The 16,394-nt window shown below is 35.6% G+C and carries 12 protein-coding genes; 4 read left to right on the top strand and 8 right to left on the bottom strand.

What is annotated here, in order from left to right; all coding sequences use genetic code 11:
• Positions 1 to 142 precede the first annotated feature (142 nt).
• The 3 genes from glmS to ACSVH9_RS04690 all read right to left on the bottom strand — a co-directional run bounded on the left by glmS (position 143) and on the right by ACSVH9_RS04690 (position 4,430).
• Positions 143 to 1,990 (bottom strand): glutamine--fructose-6-phosphate transaminase (isomerizing), encoded by a 1,848-nt coding sequence (gene glmS, locus ACSVH9_RS04700; RefSeq protein WP_438062698.1) that lies wholly within the window; start codon positions 1,988 to 1,990, stop codon positions 143 to 145.
• Between the two features lie 7 nt (positions 1,991 to 1,997).
• Positions 1,998 to 3,554: a DUF4270 domain-containing protein gene (locus ACSVH9_RS04695; protein WP_438062697.1), complete on the bottom strand. Its 1,557-nt coding sequence runs from the start codon at positions 3,552 to 3,554 to the stop codon at positions 1,998 to 2,000.
• Between the two features lie 69 nt (positions 3,555 to 3,623).
• Positions 3,624 to 4,430: a glycogen/starch synthase gene (locus tag ACSVH9_RS04690; protein WP_438062696.1), complete on the bottom strand. Its 807-nt coding sequence runs from the start codon at positions 4,428 to 4,430 to the stop codon at positions 3,624 to 3,626.
• Positions 4,431 to 4,538: 108 nt separating this feature from the next.
• On the opposite strand from ACSVH9_RS04690, the gene panC reads away from it, so the two are divergent.
• The 4 genes from panC to radA all read left to right on the top strand — a co-directional run bounded on the left by panC (position 4,539) and on the right by radA (position 8,425).
• Positions 4,539 to 5,387, top strand: a complete 849-nt coding sequence (gene panC / locus ACSVH9_RS04685; protein ID WP_438063030.1) for a pantoate--beta-alanine ligase — start codon at positions 4,539 to 4,541, stop codon at positions 5,385 to 5,387.
• 13 nt (positions 5,388 to 5,400) lie between these two features.
• Positions 5,401 to 5,751: an aspartate 1-decarboxylase gene (gene panD / locus ACSVH9_RS04680; protein ID WP_159689466.1), complete on the top strand. Its 351-nt coding sequence runs from the start codon at positions 5,401 to 5,403 to the stop codon at positions 5,749 to 5,751.
• 161 nt (positions 5,752 to 5,912) lie between these two features.
• Entirely contained in the window at positions 5,913 to 7,064 is a 1,152-nt protein-coding gene (locus tag ACSVH9_RS04675) for an alpha/beta hydrolase (protein ID WP_438062695.1), read from the top strand.
• On the top strand, positions 7,064 to 8,425 hold the full coding sequence (gene radA / locus ACSVH9_RS04670; protein ID WP_438062694.1) for a DNA repair protein RadA: 1,362 nt from the start codon (positions 7,064 to 7,066) through the stop codon (positions 8,423 to 8,425). Before ACSVH9_RS04675 ends, radA begins: the two co-directional genes overlap by 1 nt.
• A 121-nt stretch (positions 8,426 to 8,546) precedes the next feature.
• On the opposite strand, the gene ACSVH9_RS04665 is transcribed toward radA, so the two are convergent.
• From ACSVH9_RS04665 to ACSVH9_RS04645, 5 genes are all read right to left on the bottom strand, one after another.
• Entirely contained in the window at positions 8,547 to 9,155 is a 609-nt protein-coding gene (locus tag ACSVH9_RS04665; protein ID WP_438062693.1) for a lipoprotein signal peptidase, read from the bottom strand.
• Between the two features lie 138 nt (positions 9,156 to 9,293).
• Positions 9,294 to 9,674, bottom strand: a complete 381-nt coding sequence (locus ACSVH9_RS04660; RefSeq protein ID WP_159689452.1) for a TraR/DksA family transcriptional regulator — start codon at positions 9,672 to 9,674, stop codon at positions 9,294 to 9,296.
• Positions 9,675 to 9,718: 44 nt separating this feature from the next.
• Positions 9,719 to 13,120 (bottom strand): isoleucine--tRNA ligase, encoded by a 3,402-nt coding sequence (gene ileS, locus ACSVH9_RS04655; RefSeq protein WP_438062692.1) that lies wholly within the window; start codon positions 13,118 to 13,120, stop codon positions 9,719 to 9,721.
• A gap of 79 nt (positions 13,121 to 13,199) precedes the next feature.
• Positions 13,200 to 13,913, bottom strand: a complete 714-nt coding sequence (gene recO / locus ACSVH9_RS04650) for a DNA repair protein RecO (RefSeq protein ID WP_438062691.1) — start codon at positions 13,911 to 13,913, stop codon at positions 13,200 to 13,202.
• An 80-nt stretch (positions 13,914 to 13,993) separates the two neighbouring features.
• On the bottom strand, positions 13,994 to 16,297 hold the full coding sequence (locus ACSVH9_RS04645) for a two-component regulator propeller domain-containing protein (RefSeq protein ID WP_438062690.1): 2,304 nt from the start codon (positions 16,295 to 16,297) through the stop codon (positions 13,994 to 13,996).
• Positions 16,298 to 16,394 lie beyond the last annotated feature (97 nt).

The raw sequence follows: 16,394 nt of genomic DNA, 5'->3' as shown, positions 1-16,394 counted from the left end.
ATTAATCGTATTTTTTATAGTCTTTTTTTGAATTTTTAATAAAAATGATATCCTCAACGAAATCGATTGAAAAAAGCAACACAAAAGCATAAAAAAACCCCAAACACTTATGCATTTGGGGTCATTACTATGATTGAAAAAATTATTCTACTGTAACGGATTTAGCTAAATTTCTAGGTTGATCCACATTACAACCTCTTAATACAGCTATATGATAAGACAATAACTGAAGCGGGATTGTAGTAATTAGAGGTGATAAAGCATCTGAGGTCTCTGGAATCTCAATTACAAAATCTGCCAAATCTCTAACTTGCGTATCTCCTTTTGTAACAACAGCAATAATACGACCACTTCTGGATTTTATTTCCTGAATATTACTTACAATCTTGTCATAATGCCCTTGCTTAGGAGCAATAACAATAACCGGCATTTGCTCATCAATCAAAGCAATTGGACCATGTTTCATCTCTGCAGCAGGATACCCTTCAGCATGAATGTATGATATCTCCTTTAACTTTAAGGCACCTTCTAATGCCACTGGGAAATTATAACCACGCCCTAAATACAAACAATTTGGCGCATCTTTAAACGTAGCGGCAATAACTTTTGCCTGTTCGTTAGTTTCTAAAGCTTCTAGAACTTTACTAGGAATAAACTCCAATTCTTGCAAATACGTTCTATAATCAGACTGCGTTAAAGTTCCTTTCGCCTTAGCTAAACGCAAGGCAATCATATTTAAAACTGTAATTTGTGTAGTAAATGCTTTAGTTGAAGCAACTCCAATTTCTGGACCTGCATGCGTATAAGCCCCTGCATGTGTCTCTCTTGATATAGAAGAACCTACAACATTACAAACACCAAAAACAAAAGCCCCGTGCTCTTTAGCCAATTTAATAGCAGCCATAGTATCCGCAGTTTCACCAGATTGAGAAATGGCAATAACAACATCTTTGCTCGTAATAATTGGATTACGGTATCTAAATTCAGATGCATATTCTACCTCTACAGGTATTCTAGTGAACTCTTCAAATACATATTCAGCAACCAAACCTGCATGCCAAGAAGTACCACAAGCCACAATAATGATACGATCTGCATTTAAAAATTTTTCTAAATTATCTTCAACACCCGCCATTTGAATAACACCATCATTAGCATGAAGCCTTCCTCTATAGGTATCTTTTATAACACTAGGTTGCTCATAAATTTCTTTTAGCATAAAATGCTCATAACCACCTTTTTCAATTTGCTCCAAATTCATTTGAAGTTCTTGAATATAAGGATCAACCAAAGAATCATCCATTATTTTTCGAACTTTCATTGGTCTATGCAAACGAATATTAGCCATCTCCCCGTCTTCTAAATAAACAGCATTAGAAGTGTATTCGATAAATGGTGAAGCGTCAGATGCAATAAAGTACTCTCCTTCACCAACACCAATAGCCAAAGGACTACCTAAACGCGCAGCAACAATCTCATTAGGATTTTTTTTGTCAAAAACAGCAATAGCATAAGCACCTACAACTTGATTTAAAGCCAATTGCACTGCTTTTCCAAGTTTTAATTTTTCCTTTTTTTGAACCTCTTCAATTAAGTTTACTAAAACTTCAGTATCAGTATCTGAATGAAAAACATAACCTCTTTTAATTAACTCTTGTTTTAAAGGAGCATAATTTTCAATAATGCCATTGTGAATTATTGTAAGATCACCAGAATTTGAAACATGTGGGTGCGAATTCACATCATTTGGAACACCATGAGTAGCCCAACGTGTATGCCCCATCCCAATCGTTCCATTTATGGTCATCTCTGCATTTGATTTAGTCTCTAAATCAGAAACTTTACCTTTAGTCTTACTAAGTTTAATTTCGTGCCCATCATAGACCATGATTCCAGCACTATCATAACCTCTATACTCTAAACGCTTTAACCCTTTTATAACTATCGGGTAAGCCTCTCTGTAGCCTATATATCCAACAATTCCACACATATTTTAATTAATTAGGTTTGGTATAAATTATCTCTAAACGTAAGCGTTTTTCTTCTGGAACAGAAGGATTTGAACCAAAAAGAACAGTGCCCAAAGGATTAAAAACTGATGCAGTAGGCACTACAGAAAAAAGACTATTAGGTGTTTTTAGTTTGTTGAAAGATGCCACAGCAATATTTTCTGTAACAACAACACCTAATTTAACATTTGTAGAATCCGCATTCTTCATCAAGTTCTTTATTTGATTCGTAATACGTACTTTGTAGGTCAAACCTCTACCATTAGTAACTGCTTCCTTCCTTAAGATACCATCAAAGATAAACTTATTGTTTTTAGCAGTAGATCCTGAAGTATTATCTGTAAGATAATCTAAAACAGCAGTTTTATTAGTCAAATTGTACACATAAATCCTATTGGGCTCTACAGAGTTTTTCATCGCATCAGTATCTATATTAAATACTAAATTTGCTTCATTGATTAACCACCCACTTTTTCTTAAAGCTTCAAGTTTATCTGCAACACCATTATTATCATTGTCTGGTCCAAACAATTCTATAACAGCATGTGAACCGACTCCACCTTTTAAATATAATTTAGAGTCCCCTAATGTGCTATTTGGGCTACTTATTGCTGTTAAATAAGCAGCGTTAGTATTTGATTCTTCGAAAAAATTAACCGTATTGCCTTTTAATTTAAGATCTAACGTTTTATTAACTCTCTTTACTGTAGTAACACCATTTGTAGTAGTCGACTGATCCTCTTTATAATACAATTTAATAGCTCCTTTTGAAAAATCAATACTAGCCATATTTTCAGCTGGAGCTGTCTTTTCCACTTTAAAATACAAACCTCTAAAGTAGTCTTTCAATGCTGAATTAGTTGTTAACTTACCACTAGGAGCATTCAAAATTTTAGAAGTAAAAAAAGAATTACTTAACTTCAATCGCATTGCTGGAGCTGTGCGGGTAGTAGTGGTTTTTTTTGTCTCTTCGTCAGTTGTTTTTTCTGCGATTTCTTTTGGATCAAAGTAAAAAGCGTCATTCTCTTTTACATCTGCTGCATCATTTAGCCTACTACCTATTTTCAAGGCATCAAAATCATTTTTTTGATTGCTATAATAAGCTTGTTTTTCCTTAAAATTAGTTGCAGGATCTAAATCACGCATAAAATAACCAGATTCATAAATACTTAATCGAAATGGCGCTTTCGAAGTTCCATAAATCGAATCCAATTCATAGGTTTTAATACCAGTAGTAGTACTAGTATTTGTAACAGTACTAAAGTAAGGGATATTCAAAACAACACTGTCCATAACAGCATTTGCTCCAATAGTTGGATTAACAGATGCTAACTCTACTTGAGTAGCAAAACTCGCAGTAGTTGTACCAAAAGCGGCATTGGTATACATCCCTAAAGTATTAATAGGTAAATTGTCTGATTGAATAGCACCTGTACTTTGATTATATGCTTTTACAGCATAATATTCTTTCCCTAATTCAAAATTGTTATCGCCAATCAAATCTTCTCCAACAACATTGTAGTCTTTGTCACAAGAAAAAAACATAAAAAAACTACAAATAAAAATTAACTTCTTTAAGAAAGCCGTATTGTACATAAATTGTGTAAAGTTAAATTAAATCACCTCATTTGAATAGAAATTGGTGTACGCCTCAGCGAAACCATCTTTCGGTGTGAAAGGTAAAAAAGGTTTATTGGAAGATTCTATAAATTTTGTTAAACTTGGAGACAAACTATCCGAAGCAATTATTACAGCATCTGAATTAAGAATCGCAGTCTTTAAAATATTTTCATAATTTGGGAGTTCTAAATCCGCAATGGCCTCGTGCGGAACCCCATCAAACTTGACTTTATTAATCATTTCTACATCTAGAGTCTCAGAAAAAGACTCAGAATATACCGAGGTGACGATTTTTGTCTCAGAAAATAACGCCTCGTTTTTATAATAATGTTTCATATAAACCGGCAACATTGAAGCTAACCAGCCGTGAACATGAATAATATCCGGAACCCAATTTAACTTCTTAACAGTTTCTACAACACCTTTGGCAAAAAAGATTGCGCGTTCATCATTATCAGGATACATCACACCATCTTCATCAGCAAAAGTTGCTTTTCGCTTGAAGTATTCATCATTATCAATAAAATAAACCTGAATTCTCTCTTTTGGAATAGACGCAACTTTTATAATCAATGGCATATCTAGGTCGTTAACGACTAAATTCATCCCCGAAAGACGAATAACCTCATGCAATTGATGTCTTCTCTCATTAATATTTCCATATCTCGGCATGAATATTCTTATCTGTCCACCTTGATCATTAATCATTTTCGGAACGTCGTAAGACATCAAAGAGACCTCATTCTCAGCAAGATAAGGAACAACTTCAGATGACACGTATAATATCCTCTTATCTTTCATAGCAGTATTTACTTTTTGTATTGGCAATAAAAACGTTGCAAAATTACAAAATTTTATGCAGTTATGGACTAAAATATTAAGTTTGCACCTAATTTTAATAAAATGACCATGCAAATCTTCAATAAAAACATCGCTTTAAGAGAATTCTTGGCAACTGTTACGACCAACAATTCTACTATTGGTTTTGTACCAACAATGGGAGCACTGCATGATGGTCATTTAGCACTGATGAAACAGTCGTTACAAGAAAACGACTTTACCGTTGTTAGTATTTTTGTAAATCCAACACAATTCAACAATCCAGAAGACCTAGCCAAATACCCAAGAACACTTGAGGCTGATGTAGAAAAAATGAGAATTTTAAATGATAAAATTATCGTTTTTGCACCTACAGTTGATGATATTTATGAAGGAAAAACAACCGCTCAATCCTTTGATTATGATGGACTAGAACATCAAATGGAGGGCCAATTCAGACCGGGTCATTTTGATGGTGTTGGCACAATCGTTAAACGCCTTTTCGAAATTGCAACTCCGACAAAAGCCTACTTTGGAGAAAAAGATTTCCAACAATTACAAATCGTTAAGAAACTTGTTGCCAAATATGAAATTCCTGTAACCATTGTTGGCTGTCCAATTTACAGAGAAGCTAGCGGTCTAGCTATGAGTTCTCGAAACGAAAGGTTGACACCAACCGAAAGAAAAGAAGCAGCTATCATTTATGCCATTTTAAAAGAAGCAAAAAGCAAATTTCAAACACAAGACGCTGAAATCGTGGAAGATTGGGTTAAAAATGAATTCAAAAAACATCCGTTATTCGAATTGGAATATTTCGTTATTGCTGACGAATCTACACTTTTACCTATCACTTTTAAAGAAAAATCCAAAAATTATCGCGCTTTTATTGCCGTTTTTGTTAACAATATCCGTTTGATTGACACGATTACATTAAATTAATTACCTTTGCCGCATGCAAATTCAAGTAGTAAAATCTAAGATTCATCGAGTAAAAGTTACAGGCGCCGATTTAAATTATATCGGTAGCATTACTATTGACGAAGCCTTACTAGACGCCTCTAATATTATTGAAGGGGAAAAAGTTTCTATTGTAAACATTAATAACGGTGAGCGTTTTGAAACCTACGCGATTAAAGGCGAAAGAAATTCAGGCACAATAACCTTAAATGGCCCTGCTGCTAGAAAAGTTCAAAAAGACGACATCATTATCATCATTTCTTATGCGACTTTAGAATTTGAAGAAGCCAAAACATTCAAGCCTTGGATTGTTTTCCCTAACGAAAACGACAATTCCCTTACTTAAATCCTTTTTTAGTCTACTATAGATTACACTATAAAAAGACACAAGACTTGCTTTTATCTATCCTAAAAGCAACTAATATATGCTATTTATTCATCAAATGAATTAAAATAGTATCTTGCTATGCTTTTTTATTTCAACCCCTAAATTAGACTCCCTACATTATGAAAAAGGTATTTTTTTTGCTATTCTTTTCGATAGCCCTTTACGCACAAAACAAAACTGAATCTTTTGACTCAGAAAAACTTTCCGAAAAGCGAGAAATTACGATTAGCCTACCTCCATCATACGAAAAAAACACTTCTAAAAAATATCCAATACTTGTACTTTTAGATGGGGACTTCTTGTTTGACCCCTTCTATGGCGCGATTACTTACGGTAGTTATTGGGATGATTTTCCAGAAACAATAATTGTTGGCATTCATCAAAATCATAACGATGAGCGGGTTGACGATACAGAATATGATGATGCCCAAGGGCTTCCTGCCGAAAAAGGAGCAGCTTTTTATGAGTTTATAGGTCAAGAATTGCTTCCTTATATTGAAAAAAAATACCGTGTAGCTCCGTTCCGAATGATAGCTGGACTTGATACTACGGCTGGTTATTTGAACTTTTTCCTTTACAAAGAAAATCCAATTTTTAACGCTTACATCTCGTTAAACCCTGAGTTGGCACCACTAATGGAAAAAAGAGTAGCTGAGCAATTAAGCGCAGCAAAAAACCCTGTCTTCTACTATTTATCTACAAGTGAAGACGAAATCAAACAAATAGCAGAGCCTATTAAAATGTTGAATGACAACATCAAAAAGGACAACAATCCATTAGTGAATTACAAATTTGAGTCCTTCAAAGGTACGGGTCATTATTCACAGACCTTATATGCTATTCCGAGTGCATTACATCAAATTTTTGAAAGTTACAAACCCATTAGTTCATCTGAATTTAGTAACAAAATCGCCTTATTACCTTCTGGTTACGTAGATTATTTAGAAAAAAAATACAGTGTTTTAAACGAAGCTTTACATCTTGACGTTCCAATAAGAATTAATGATTTCAAAGCTATTGAGGCTGCTATTCTAAAAAACAATGCTTATAGTGAATTGGACCAATTGGCTATTTTGGCCGATAAGTATTATCCAAAATCAATGCTTGCAGAGTATGAATTAGGCTTAATGTATGAAAAACAAGAAGACTACAAAAAAGCAATGAAACGTTACCAAAATGCCTCACAAATGCAAGAAATAGGAGCATTAACCAAAACAATGATGTTAGAAAAGTACGACTTAATGCTAAGCAAAAATGCACCTAAAAAATAATGGCTAAAGTAAAAACTACCTTTTTTTGTCAAAATTGTGGCGCTCAATATGCCAAATGGCAAGGACAATGCAATTCCTGCAAAGAATGGAATACCATTGCTGAAGAAATTGTACAAAAACAAGAGAAAGTTGCTTGGAAAAGTGAACCTGTTGCTTTGAGTAAAGCACCACGTCCGTTGCGCATCAACGAGATTGATTCGACAGCAGAAATTAGACTAGACACGACGGACACCGAATTGAACCGTGTTTTAGGAGGTGGAATTGTACCTGGTTCCTTAATCTTATTAGGAGGCGAACCTGGCATTGGAAAAAGTACGCTTTTACTCCAAATTTCGTTAAAACTGCCTTATAAAACTTTGTATGTTTCTGGGGAAGAAAGTCAAAAGCAAATCAAGATGCGTGCAGAACGCATTACTCCAAATGGAGATAATTGCTATATTTTGACCGAAACCAAAACGCAAAACATCTTTAAACAAATTGAGGCGATGCAGCCTGAAATTGTAATTATCGATTCGATTCAAACTCTGCATACGGATTATATTGAATCGACTGCTGGAAGTATTTCTCAAATTAGAGAAACCACTGCAGAGTTGATTAAATTTGCCAAAGAAACTAACGTTCCCGTTATTCTTATTGGACACATTACCAAAGATGGCACAATTGCTGGTCCAAAGATTCTGGAGCATATGGTAGATACGGTTTTACAATTTGAAGGAGACAGAAACCACGTATACCGCATCCTTCGTTCACTTAAAAACCGTTTTGGTTCGACTGCCGAAATAGGGATTTATGAAATGCTAGGCAGTGGCTTACGCGAAGTTTCAAATCCGTCTGAAATTTTGATTTCTCACAAAGACGAACAACTCTCTGGAACCGCAATTGCTACAACACTAGAAGGCATGCGTCCTTTAATGATAGAAATACAGGCCTTGGTAAGCACCGCAGTATACGGAACACCACAACGCAGCACGACTGGTTACAATGCCAAACGTTTGAATATGATTTTGGCTGTTTTAGAAAAAAGAGCTGGTTTCCGATTGGGCGCTAAAGATGTCTTTTTGAACGTAACAGGTGGTCTCTCAGTGGATGACCCAGCGATTGATTTGGCTGTAGTTGCCGCAATCTTATCTTCAAACGAAGACATTCCTATCCACAAAGATTTTTGTTTTGCAGGCGAAGTTGGGCTTTCTGGTGAAATTCGTCCAGTGAATCGCGTAGACCAACGCATACAAGAAGCTGAAAAACTGGGTTTCTCAACCATATTCGTTTCAAAATACAACAAAATTGCGCTTAAAAATACTGGGATTCAAATTCGTTTGGTGACGAAAATAGAAGATATAGCAGCAGAACTGTTTGGATAAGGAAAGCCCTAGCCCTGATGGGAGCGGCATCCTTTTATACTAGAAACCCTTTCAGTTTTACTAACTGAAAGGGTTTCTAGTATAAAAGATATAGCGTACAGCAGGATAAAGCTCCTAAAAATTAAGCATCTCCTTTATGAAAAGCTTTTTTGTTAAAAACGATTAAGATTCCTACTCCAGTTGAAATGGCAACATCGGCTACGTTGAAAATAGCATTGAAGAACGTAAAAGGTCTCCCTCCGATGAAAGGCACCCATTCTGGCATTGGAAAATCTTTGATAATAGGAAAGTAAAACATATCAACCACTTGCCCATGAAACCAAGTTCCGTAAGGCTCTTCAGAGAACATAACGGCCAATTGCTGATAACTGTCGTTAAAGATAACACCGTAAAAAACAGAGTCGATAATATTACCTAAAGCTCCTGCAAAAATCAAGGCAATCGCCACGATAAGATAATTAGAGCTTTTGTGATTACGCACGGAATCCCATAACCAATAACCGATACCTGCTACTGCAAAAATACGGAAAACGGTTAAAAATAACTTGCCATACTCACCGGGAAGTTTCGTTCCCCAAGCCATTCCTTCGTTTTCTATAAAATGAATTTTGAACCAATTGAAAACGGTCACTTCTTCACCTAATACGAAATTTGTTTTGACATATATTTTAGAAACTTGATCGACAAGTAGCAGAATAAAAATAAGGAAATAAGCTTTGCGTAATGACATTATAGTATTTTTAGTGGGGCAAAAATAGACAAATTCAAAAAAAGAACTCTAAAATAAAAATTAAATTCCAAAAAAGAAATTCCAAATCCCAACGAAGAAGTTTGGAATTTGGAATTTGAAATTTACTATTTTAAATAATTATCGTTGCAAATTCTTAGCTTCGATACTCATTGTTGCATGAGGAACGATTTTTAGTCTTTCTTTGCCAATTAATTTTCCTGTTACTCTACAAATACCGTAGGTTTTGTTTTCAACACGGAAAAGAGCGTTTTTTAAATCACGCAAGAACTTTTCTTGACGAATGGCCAATTGTGAATTGGCTTCTTTAGACATCGTTTCGCTTCCTTCTTCAAAAGCTTTGAAAGTAGGCGAAGTGTCATCAGTACCATTATTTAAATCATTCATATAGGCACTTTTTATCAAGTCAAGATCCGCTTGTGCTTTTTCTATCTTTTCTTTGATTATCTGTTTGAACTCTGCTAAATCAGCGTCTGAGTATCGTGTCATTTCCTCGATCATAGCCTAAATTAATTTAATGGGTTGGTTAATTCTTTTTGGTTGGGTTATTTTGTTATCGTTAATTTTGTTTTAATGTCATCGAATTCAATTTCTATGCCATTCTCTAAGCTTTCAGCAAATAGCAATTCTTCTGTCAATGTTTCTGACTTAATGTAGCTTTCATTGGCTAGAATTGCTTCTTGTAAAACAGCGTGATTTTGAACGTAAACCTTCACTTTATCGGTAACCTCGAAACCAGAATCTTTACGGATATTCTGAATACGATTTACTAACTCCCTAGCAATTCCCTCTTTTCTTAAATCGTCAGAAATGGTAATGTCTAATGCTACTGTAATTCCGTTAGCATTGGCTACTAACCAGCCTTCGATATCTTGAGATGAAATTTCTACATCCTCTAATGATAAAATTACATCTTTTCCTGAAATTACAATACTTAAGCTTCCTTCCTTGTCTAATTGGTTAATCTGTTCAGGAGAAAAAGACTGTATCTCTTTGGAAATCAGATTCATATATTTTCCGAATCGAGGTCCAAGGGCCTTAAAGTTAGGTTTAATTTGTTTTACCAATATGCCTGAAGCATCGTCTAAAAGTTCGATTTCTTTGACGTTTACTTCCGCTTTTATAAGGTCAGCAACCGCTTCGATTTCAGCCTTCTGAACCGCGTCAAGTACCGGAATCATTACCTTTTGCAGAGGTTGACGCACTTTTATCATTTCCTTTTTACGCAGTGACAAAACCAATGAAGATATTGTCTGCGCCTTCTGCATTTTACTCTCTAATGATTTATCAACAAACTTTTCAACTGAAACAGGGAATTGTGCCAAGTGTACTGACTCGAAATTCTCTGTTCCTGTAGCTTGTGTTAAGTCTTTGTACAACTTATCAATAAAGAAAGGAGCGATAGGTGCACTCAATTTTGCAATGCTTAACAAACAAGTATAAAGCGTTTGGTAAGCAGCAATTTTATCTTGAGCATACTCGCCTTTCCAGAAACGACGTCTACACAAACGCACGTACCAGTTACTCAAATTTTCTTGAACAAAATCAGAAATTGCGCGAGCGGCACGGGTTGGTTCATATTCAGCATAAAAAACATCTACCTCTTTGATCAACGTGTTCAATTCTGAAATAATCCATTGATCAATCTCTGGGCGTTCTTCTAAAGGCACTTCAGCTTCTGCATAACTAAAGCCATCAATATTCGCATACAATGCAAAAAACGAATAGGTATTATACAGCGTTCCAAAGAACTTACGACGCACCTCAGCAATTCCTTCAATATCAAATTTTAAGTTATCCCAAGGATTGGCATTGGAAATCATGTACCAACGCGTAGCATCAGGACCATACTCCTCTAGTGTAGTAAATGGGTCAACGGCATTACCCAAACGCTTGGACATTTTTTGTCCATTTTTATCCAAAACCAAACCGTTAGATACAACGTTTTTGTATGCAATTCGATCAAAAACCAAAGCTCCAATAGCGTGCAAAGTATAAAACCATCCGCGTGTTTGATCGACACCTTCTGCAATAAAATCAGCAGGATAATCGGTATTTTGATCAATTTTTTCTTTGTTTTCAAACGGATAATGCCATTGCGCATAAGGCATAGCACCAGAGTCAAACCAAACGTCAATCAAATCCGATTCACGTTTCATTGGTTTTCCTGAAGCAGAAACCAAGGTGATTTGGTCCACTACATTTTTGTGTAAATCAATCAAATCATAATTGGCTTCGGACATATTTCCAATTTCAAAACCTGCAAACGGATTGTTGGTTTGTACACCAGCCGCAATAGCTTTTTCTATTTCGTTGAATAATTCTTCAACCGAACCAATTAAAATTTCTTCTTGTTTGTCTTCTGTTCTCCATATTGGCAAAGGGATTCCCCAATAGCGAGAACGTGAAAGGTTCCAATCGTTGGCGTTTTTTAACCAGTTACCAAAACGTCCTTCACCAGTAGCTTTTGGCTTCCAATTGATGCTGTCGTTCAGGTCGAACATACGTTCTCTCACCTCGGTAATTTTGATAAACCAAGAGTCTAATGGATAATATAAAATAGGCTTGTCTGTTCTCCAACAATGTGGATAACTGTGCACGTATTTCTCTACTTTGAAGGCTTTGTTTTCTTCTTTTAAACGAATAGCAATTTCTACATCTACCGAACGCTCTGGTGCTTCTCCTTCGTTGTAATATTCGTTTTTAACGTATTTCCCTGAATAATCTCCAAGACCTTGAATGAATTTTCCTTGCAAATCAACCAAAGGAACTGGCGTACCATTTTCATCTAAAACTAACATTGGTGGCACTTCTGGAGTAGCTTCTTTGGCTACTTTAGCATCATCTGCACCAAAAGTAGGCGCAGTATGTACAATACCCGTACCATCTTCAGTAGTTACAAAATCACCAGCAATCACTCTAAAAGCATTTTCTGGATTTTGATAAGGCAAAACAAAAGGCAATAATTGCTCATAACGAATATCAACTAAATCTTGACCTTTACATTCGGCTACGATTTGATACGGTATTTTTTTATCACCTGCTTTGAAAGCTTCAAAATCTGCAGCATCATCAGAAGCAAAGAATCCTTTTGCAAATTGTTTTCCCACTAAATTTTTGGCCAAAATCACATGGATAGGCTCAAAAGTATACTGATTAAAGGTTTTTACTAAAGCATAATCAATTTTCGGTCCAACCGTCAACGCTGTGTTCGATGGCAAAGTCCAAGGTGTTGTCGTCCAAGCCAAGATGTGAATAGCTCCAAAACCTTGTAAAAATGAAGGTAATGTTTCTGGTAATGTCTTGAATTGAGCTACAATGGTCGTATCCGTTACATCGCGGTAACTTCCAGGCTGATTTACTTCGTGAGAAGACAAACCAGTACCCGCTTTTGGTGAATACGGCTGAATGGTGTAGCCTTTGTACATCAAATCTTTGTTATAGATTTGTTTTAGCAACCACCAAACCGATTCCATATACTTTGGTTTATAGGTCACATATGGGTCTTCCATATCTACCCAATACCCCATTTTTTCAGTCAAATCGTTCCAAACATCGGTATAACGCATTACGGTTTTTTTACACGCTTCGTTATAATCCTCGATGGAAATTGTTTTTCCAATATCTTCTTTGGTGATACCTAACTCTTTTTCAGTACCCAATTCTACTGGTAAACCGTGAGTATCCCAGCCTGCTTTACGCTTTACTTGGAAACCTTTTTGGGTTTTATATCGGCAAAAAATATCTTTAATTGCACGTGCCATCACGTGGTGAATTCCTGGTAATCCGTTGGCCGAAGGAGGTCCTTCAAAAAACACAAAAGGCGTGTTGCCTTCGCGTGTAGTTACACTCTTTTCAAATATATTTTCGTTCTTCCAAAAATCAAGCACTTCTGATGCCGCTTTTGGCAAGTCAAGTCCTTTGTATTCAGTAAATTTTGTACTCATTGTATCCTTTTCTTAATCGAGGTGCGAAAGTAATAAATAGTTATGAATTATGAGTAAGTAGTACAGAGTTTTTAAAATCTCATGAAAAAATTTCTTTCAAAATTTCTAAGGATTTTGGCTTTTTAAAACCATCTAAATGAAAACTATAGTAATCAATTAGAATTTTGAGTAAAATTTGACGTTCTATAACATGAAAAACTTTTTGGTCCGAGTCTAATCTCAAATCAATTAGTTTTTTTAGCAAAAACGATTCGTGTTCAGATAAACAACTAATTGCCTGAAAAAGGGAAAAAACACCTTCATTCATTTCAAAAAAAGGCAAATCTTGTTCAGAAGTATCCGGATAAAACCCTAAAAATTTAGTGATTTCGAGCATTAAAATCAAGTGAAAATTACTGGTTTCATTATGTGTATCGAGCCACTGTAATGCAGTTTCTAAATATTTAAATAAATCTTCATTCTGTTCTTCTTCATGAATAGCATGATGCAAAATTTCAGACAGAAAAAGCACCATAGTACTTTTAACAATATCCAAATGAATCGTTTGAAATGGAATAGCCGTTTTAATTTCTTTAAAATGCTCTAACGTCCCTTTATTTTTATGCACTGCTTCAATTTCTAAAATTGATAACGGCTGAAAATAGGCAATTTTTTGATTGTTTTTCTTTCCAGAAAATGCATTTCTAACGAAATAGGATTTTAGACCATGCGATTGTGTAAAACATTTTACAATCAAGCTCTTTTCTTGAAATTTTAATATCGAAATAACGATGGCTTTGGTTTTTACCAACATGAGGATTGGAATTTGGGATTTAGGATTTTGAGATTTGGGAATTTGGAATTTGGGAATTTGGAATTTAAAAATTGAAATCTTTATCTGACAATCATCACTTTCTTCACCTTGGTTTCGATGCCATCTTCAGCAGAAATGAAAATCATATACACACCCGAAGCTACTTTGTATTTTCCAAAAGCAGTAGTATCCCACTCTATGGTTCCTCCTTCAGAAACTGCTTCGTGCACTAAATTGCCTTCGATGTCGGTTATTTTGACATTGGCACGATTTAACAACCCTGCTATTTTGACTGTACCGTTAAATTCAGGACGTACCGGATTAGGATAAACATAGACGTTGTTCAAAGAATCACTAGCGGCAGTAGCCACTCCTTTAAACGAAATCATCCCTTTGGTTGTAGCAATATAAACTTCTCCAGTAACCGCATTAATCCCTATATCATTTATAGTGTTACTCGGTAATGGTGAATTATTGGTGGTAAAATGATACAGCGTTTTTTGCCCATTGGATGACAATAAAAAAACACCTGAATCTGCCGTTCCCACCCATTTGTTATTCGCTCCATCTACTACAATCGCATTGATAAATTGCTCGAACAGCAACTCCTGAGCCACCTCATCTTCTAGAATAATAATGGGTTTGGTAGTGAGTGCCGTTGTGTTTTGAAAGTTATTCACATTCGACACTACTCGAAGCCCTTTAGTAGTACCTATCCAAAGTTGGTTATTTGTATCTATTGCTAAAGCTCGCACGTCTGTAGTAGGCAGGTTTCCTTTGTCGGACCCAAAAGTAATTTTCTTAAAAGTGGGTGTTGCACCTGATTCGTTAAAAGCGATTACACCATCGGTATTAGAAGCAATCCACTTGGTGCTGTTTTTATCGATAACCATTCTTCCCATACTCACATCGATACTTTTTTCGGCGATGGAATTCAAGGAATAACTTTGCCATTGTCCATTACTTCTCAAGACTTTCAAGCCATTTTCGATTCGGGAATTGGTCACCCAAAGATTCCCTGATTTGTCAAACGCTGTTCCGTTGATACGAACATCGATATAAGTTGGCCCTAGAAAAGCAATCGATTCCAAACCCGAATTGGTTTGATTGTACAACAAATTTGGCACTTCGTTTTCTATGCGTAATAATCCCGAAAAAAAAGAACTCGCATAAACTTTAGTCTCGTCATTTGGATTAATCGTTACTCTCGAAATAGATTTAGCTCCCAAAACCTCATCTGCAGGAATTGATAACCAACCCTCAGTGTTGAGTCGGCTAATGCCATATAAATTAGGCCCGCTGTTGTTATAAGAATAAGGATTATAGTCCCCTGTATACCCTCCATATACCGCCCAAAGCGCATTTGGAGTAACTTGAAAAGAAAAAATGGCATTTCTGAGTGGTCCTGGAGGTGTACTATCGCTTATTGGCGCGCCAACAGACAGTGTCGTTGCTAGTAAACCATTTTCTTTGGTGCCCAAAAACAAATTAGTATTGACAATAGTCGCACAAGTAAAAACAGAATTTTTATCCAAAATCTGATTGCTATTTACTTGTTTTATCAAAAGAAATCCCGACCCAAAGACCGAAATTTGACTGGGAGTGGTTACTAATAAATTGTTTGCATCAGAACGCAAATCGACAATTGGCGCTCCAAAACTTTGAACGACAGAGAATGAATTGAGTCCATATTTGTAAATCGTACCAGCTGTGGTTGAAGCATACAAATCTGTTCCAAAAGCAGTGATTCCCGACCAATTATCAGACAAAAGCATTGTCCACTGCTGATAATCGATTAAGTTTGGATTCGAAACAGCTGCTCTTCGAATTCCATTTTCTGTGGCAGCATAAAGATTTCCTTCAAAAACAGCCGTTTGCTTCACCGAAATTTCCTTTCCTAAATCTCCAATAAAGTAAGTATCTCCGAAAAGTTGTGTATTCAAATTGAATTGCACTATACCAAAATCACAAGAAATATAAAGAATACCCTGATGTTCCAAAAAATGATTGATTTTTTTGATATTGGCAGGCAATTGTTTGTTGATAATATCGACCACTTTCAATAGCGTCCCATCGGTTTCATTAATCACAATTAAAAGACCATTTTCATAGCCAACAATAGTTTTATTGAAAGCGACACTATGATACAAAGCTGATATCGTCAATCCAGAAAGTCCGTCGATAGTCGTGGTAGTTTTTAAAGTGTTTGAAAGCGTGTTTTTTGAGAACAACGCATTCTCAGCAGCAGCAAAAAGATTGGAATTGGATTGTGCTACATCTTTGATTTCGTTATAAGAAAAATAACCTTGCCAAGACAATTGGCTTTGTGAAAAACCAACATTAAGGACTAATAAACAACAAAAAAACACGACTATTCTTCTCATGAGTTTTTTTCAAATGAATTACAAATATAGTACAAACGAAAGTTTTTGATTTTTGTTCTTGCCGAATAAAAAAAGCCTCCTTCTGTTTCCAGAAGAA

It is taken from the genome of Flavobacterium sp. RSSB_23, from assembly GCF_051547145.1.
Lineage (GTDB): Bacteria > Bacteroidota > Bacteroidia > Flavobacteriales > Flavobacteriaceae > Flavobacterium.
Note: the sequence above shows the minus strand (reverse complement) of the source record. Positions and strands in the feature narration are given on the sequence as shown.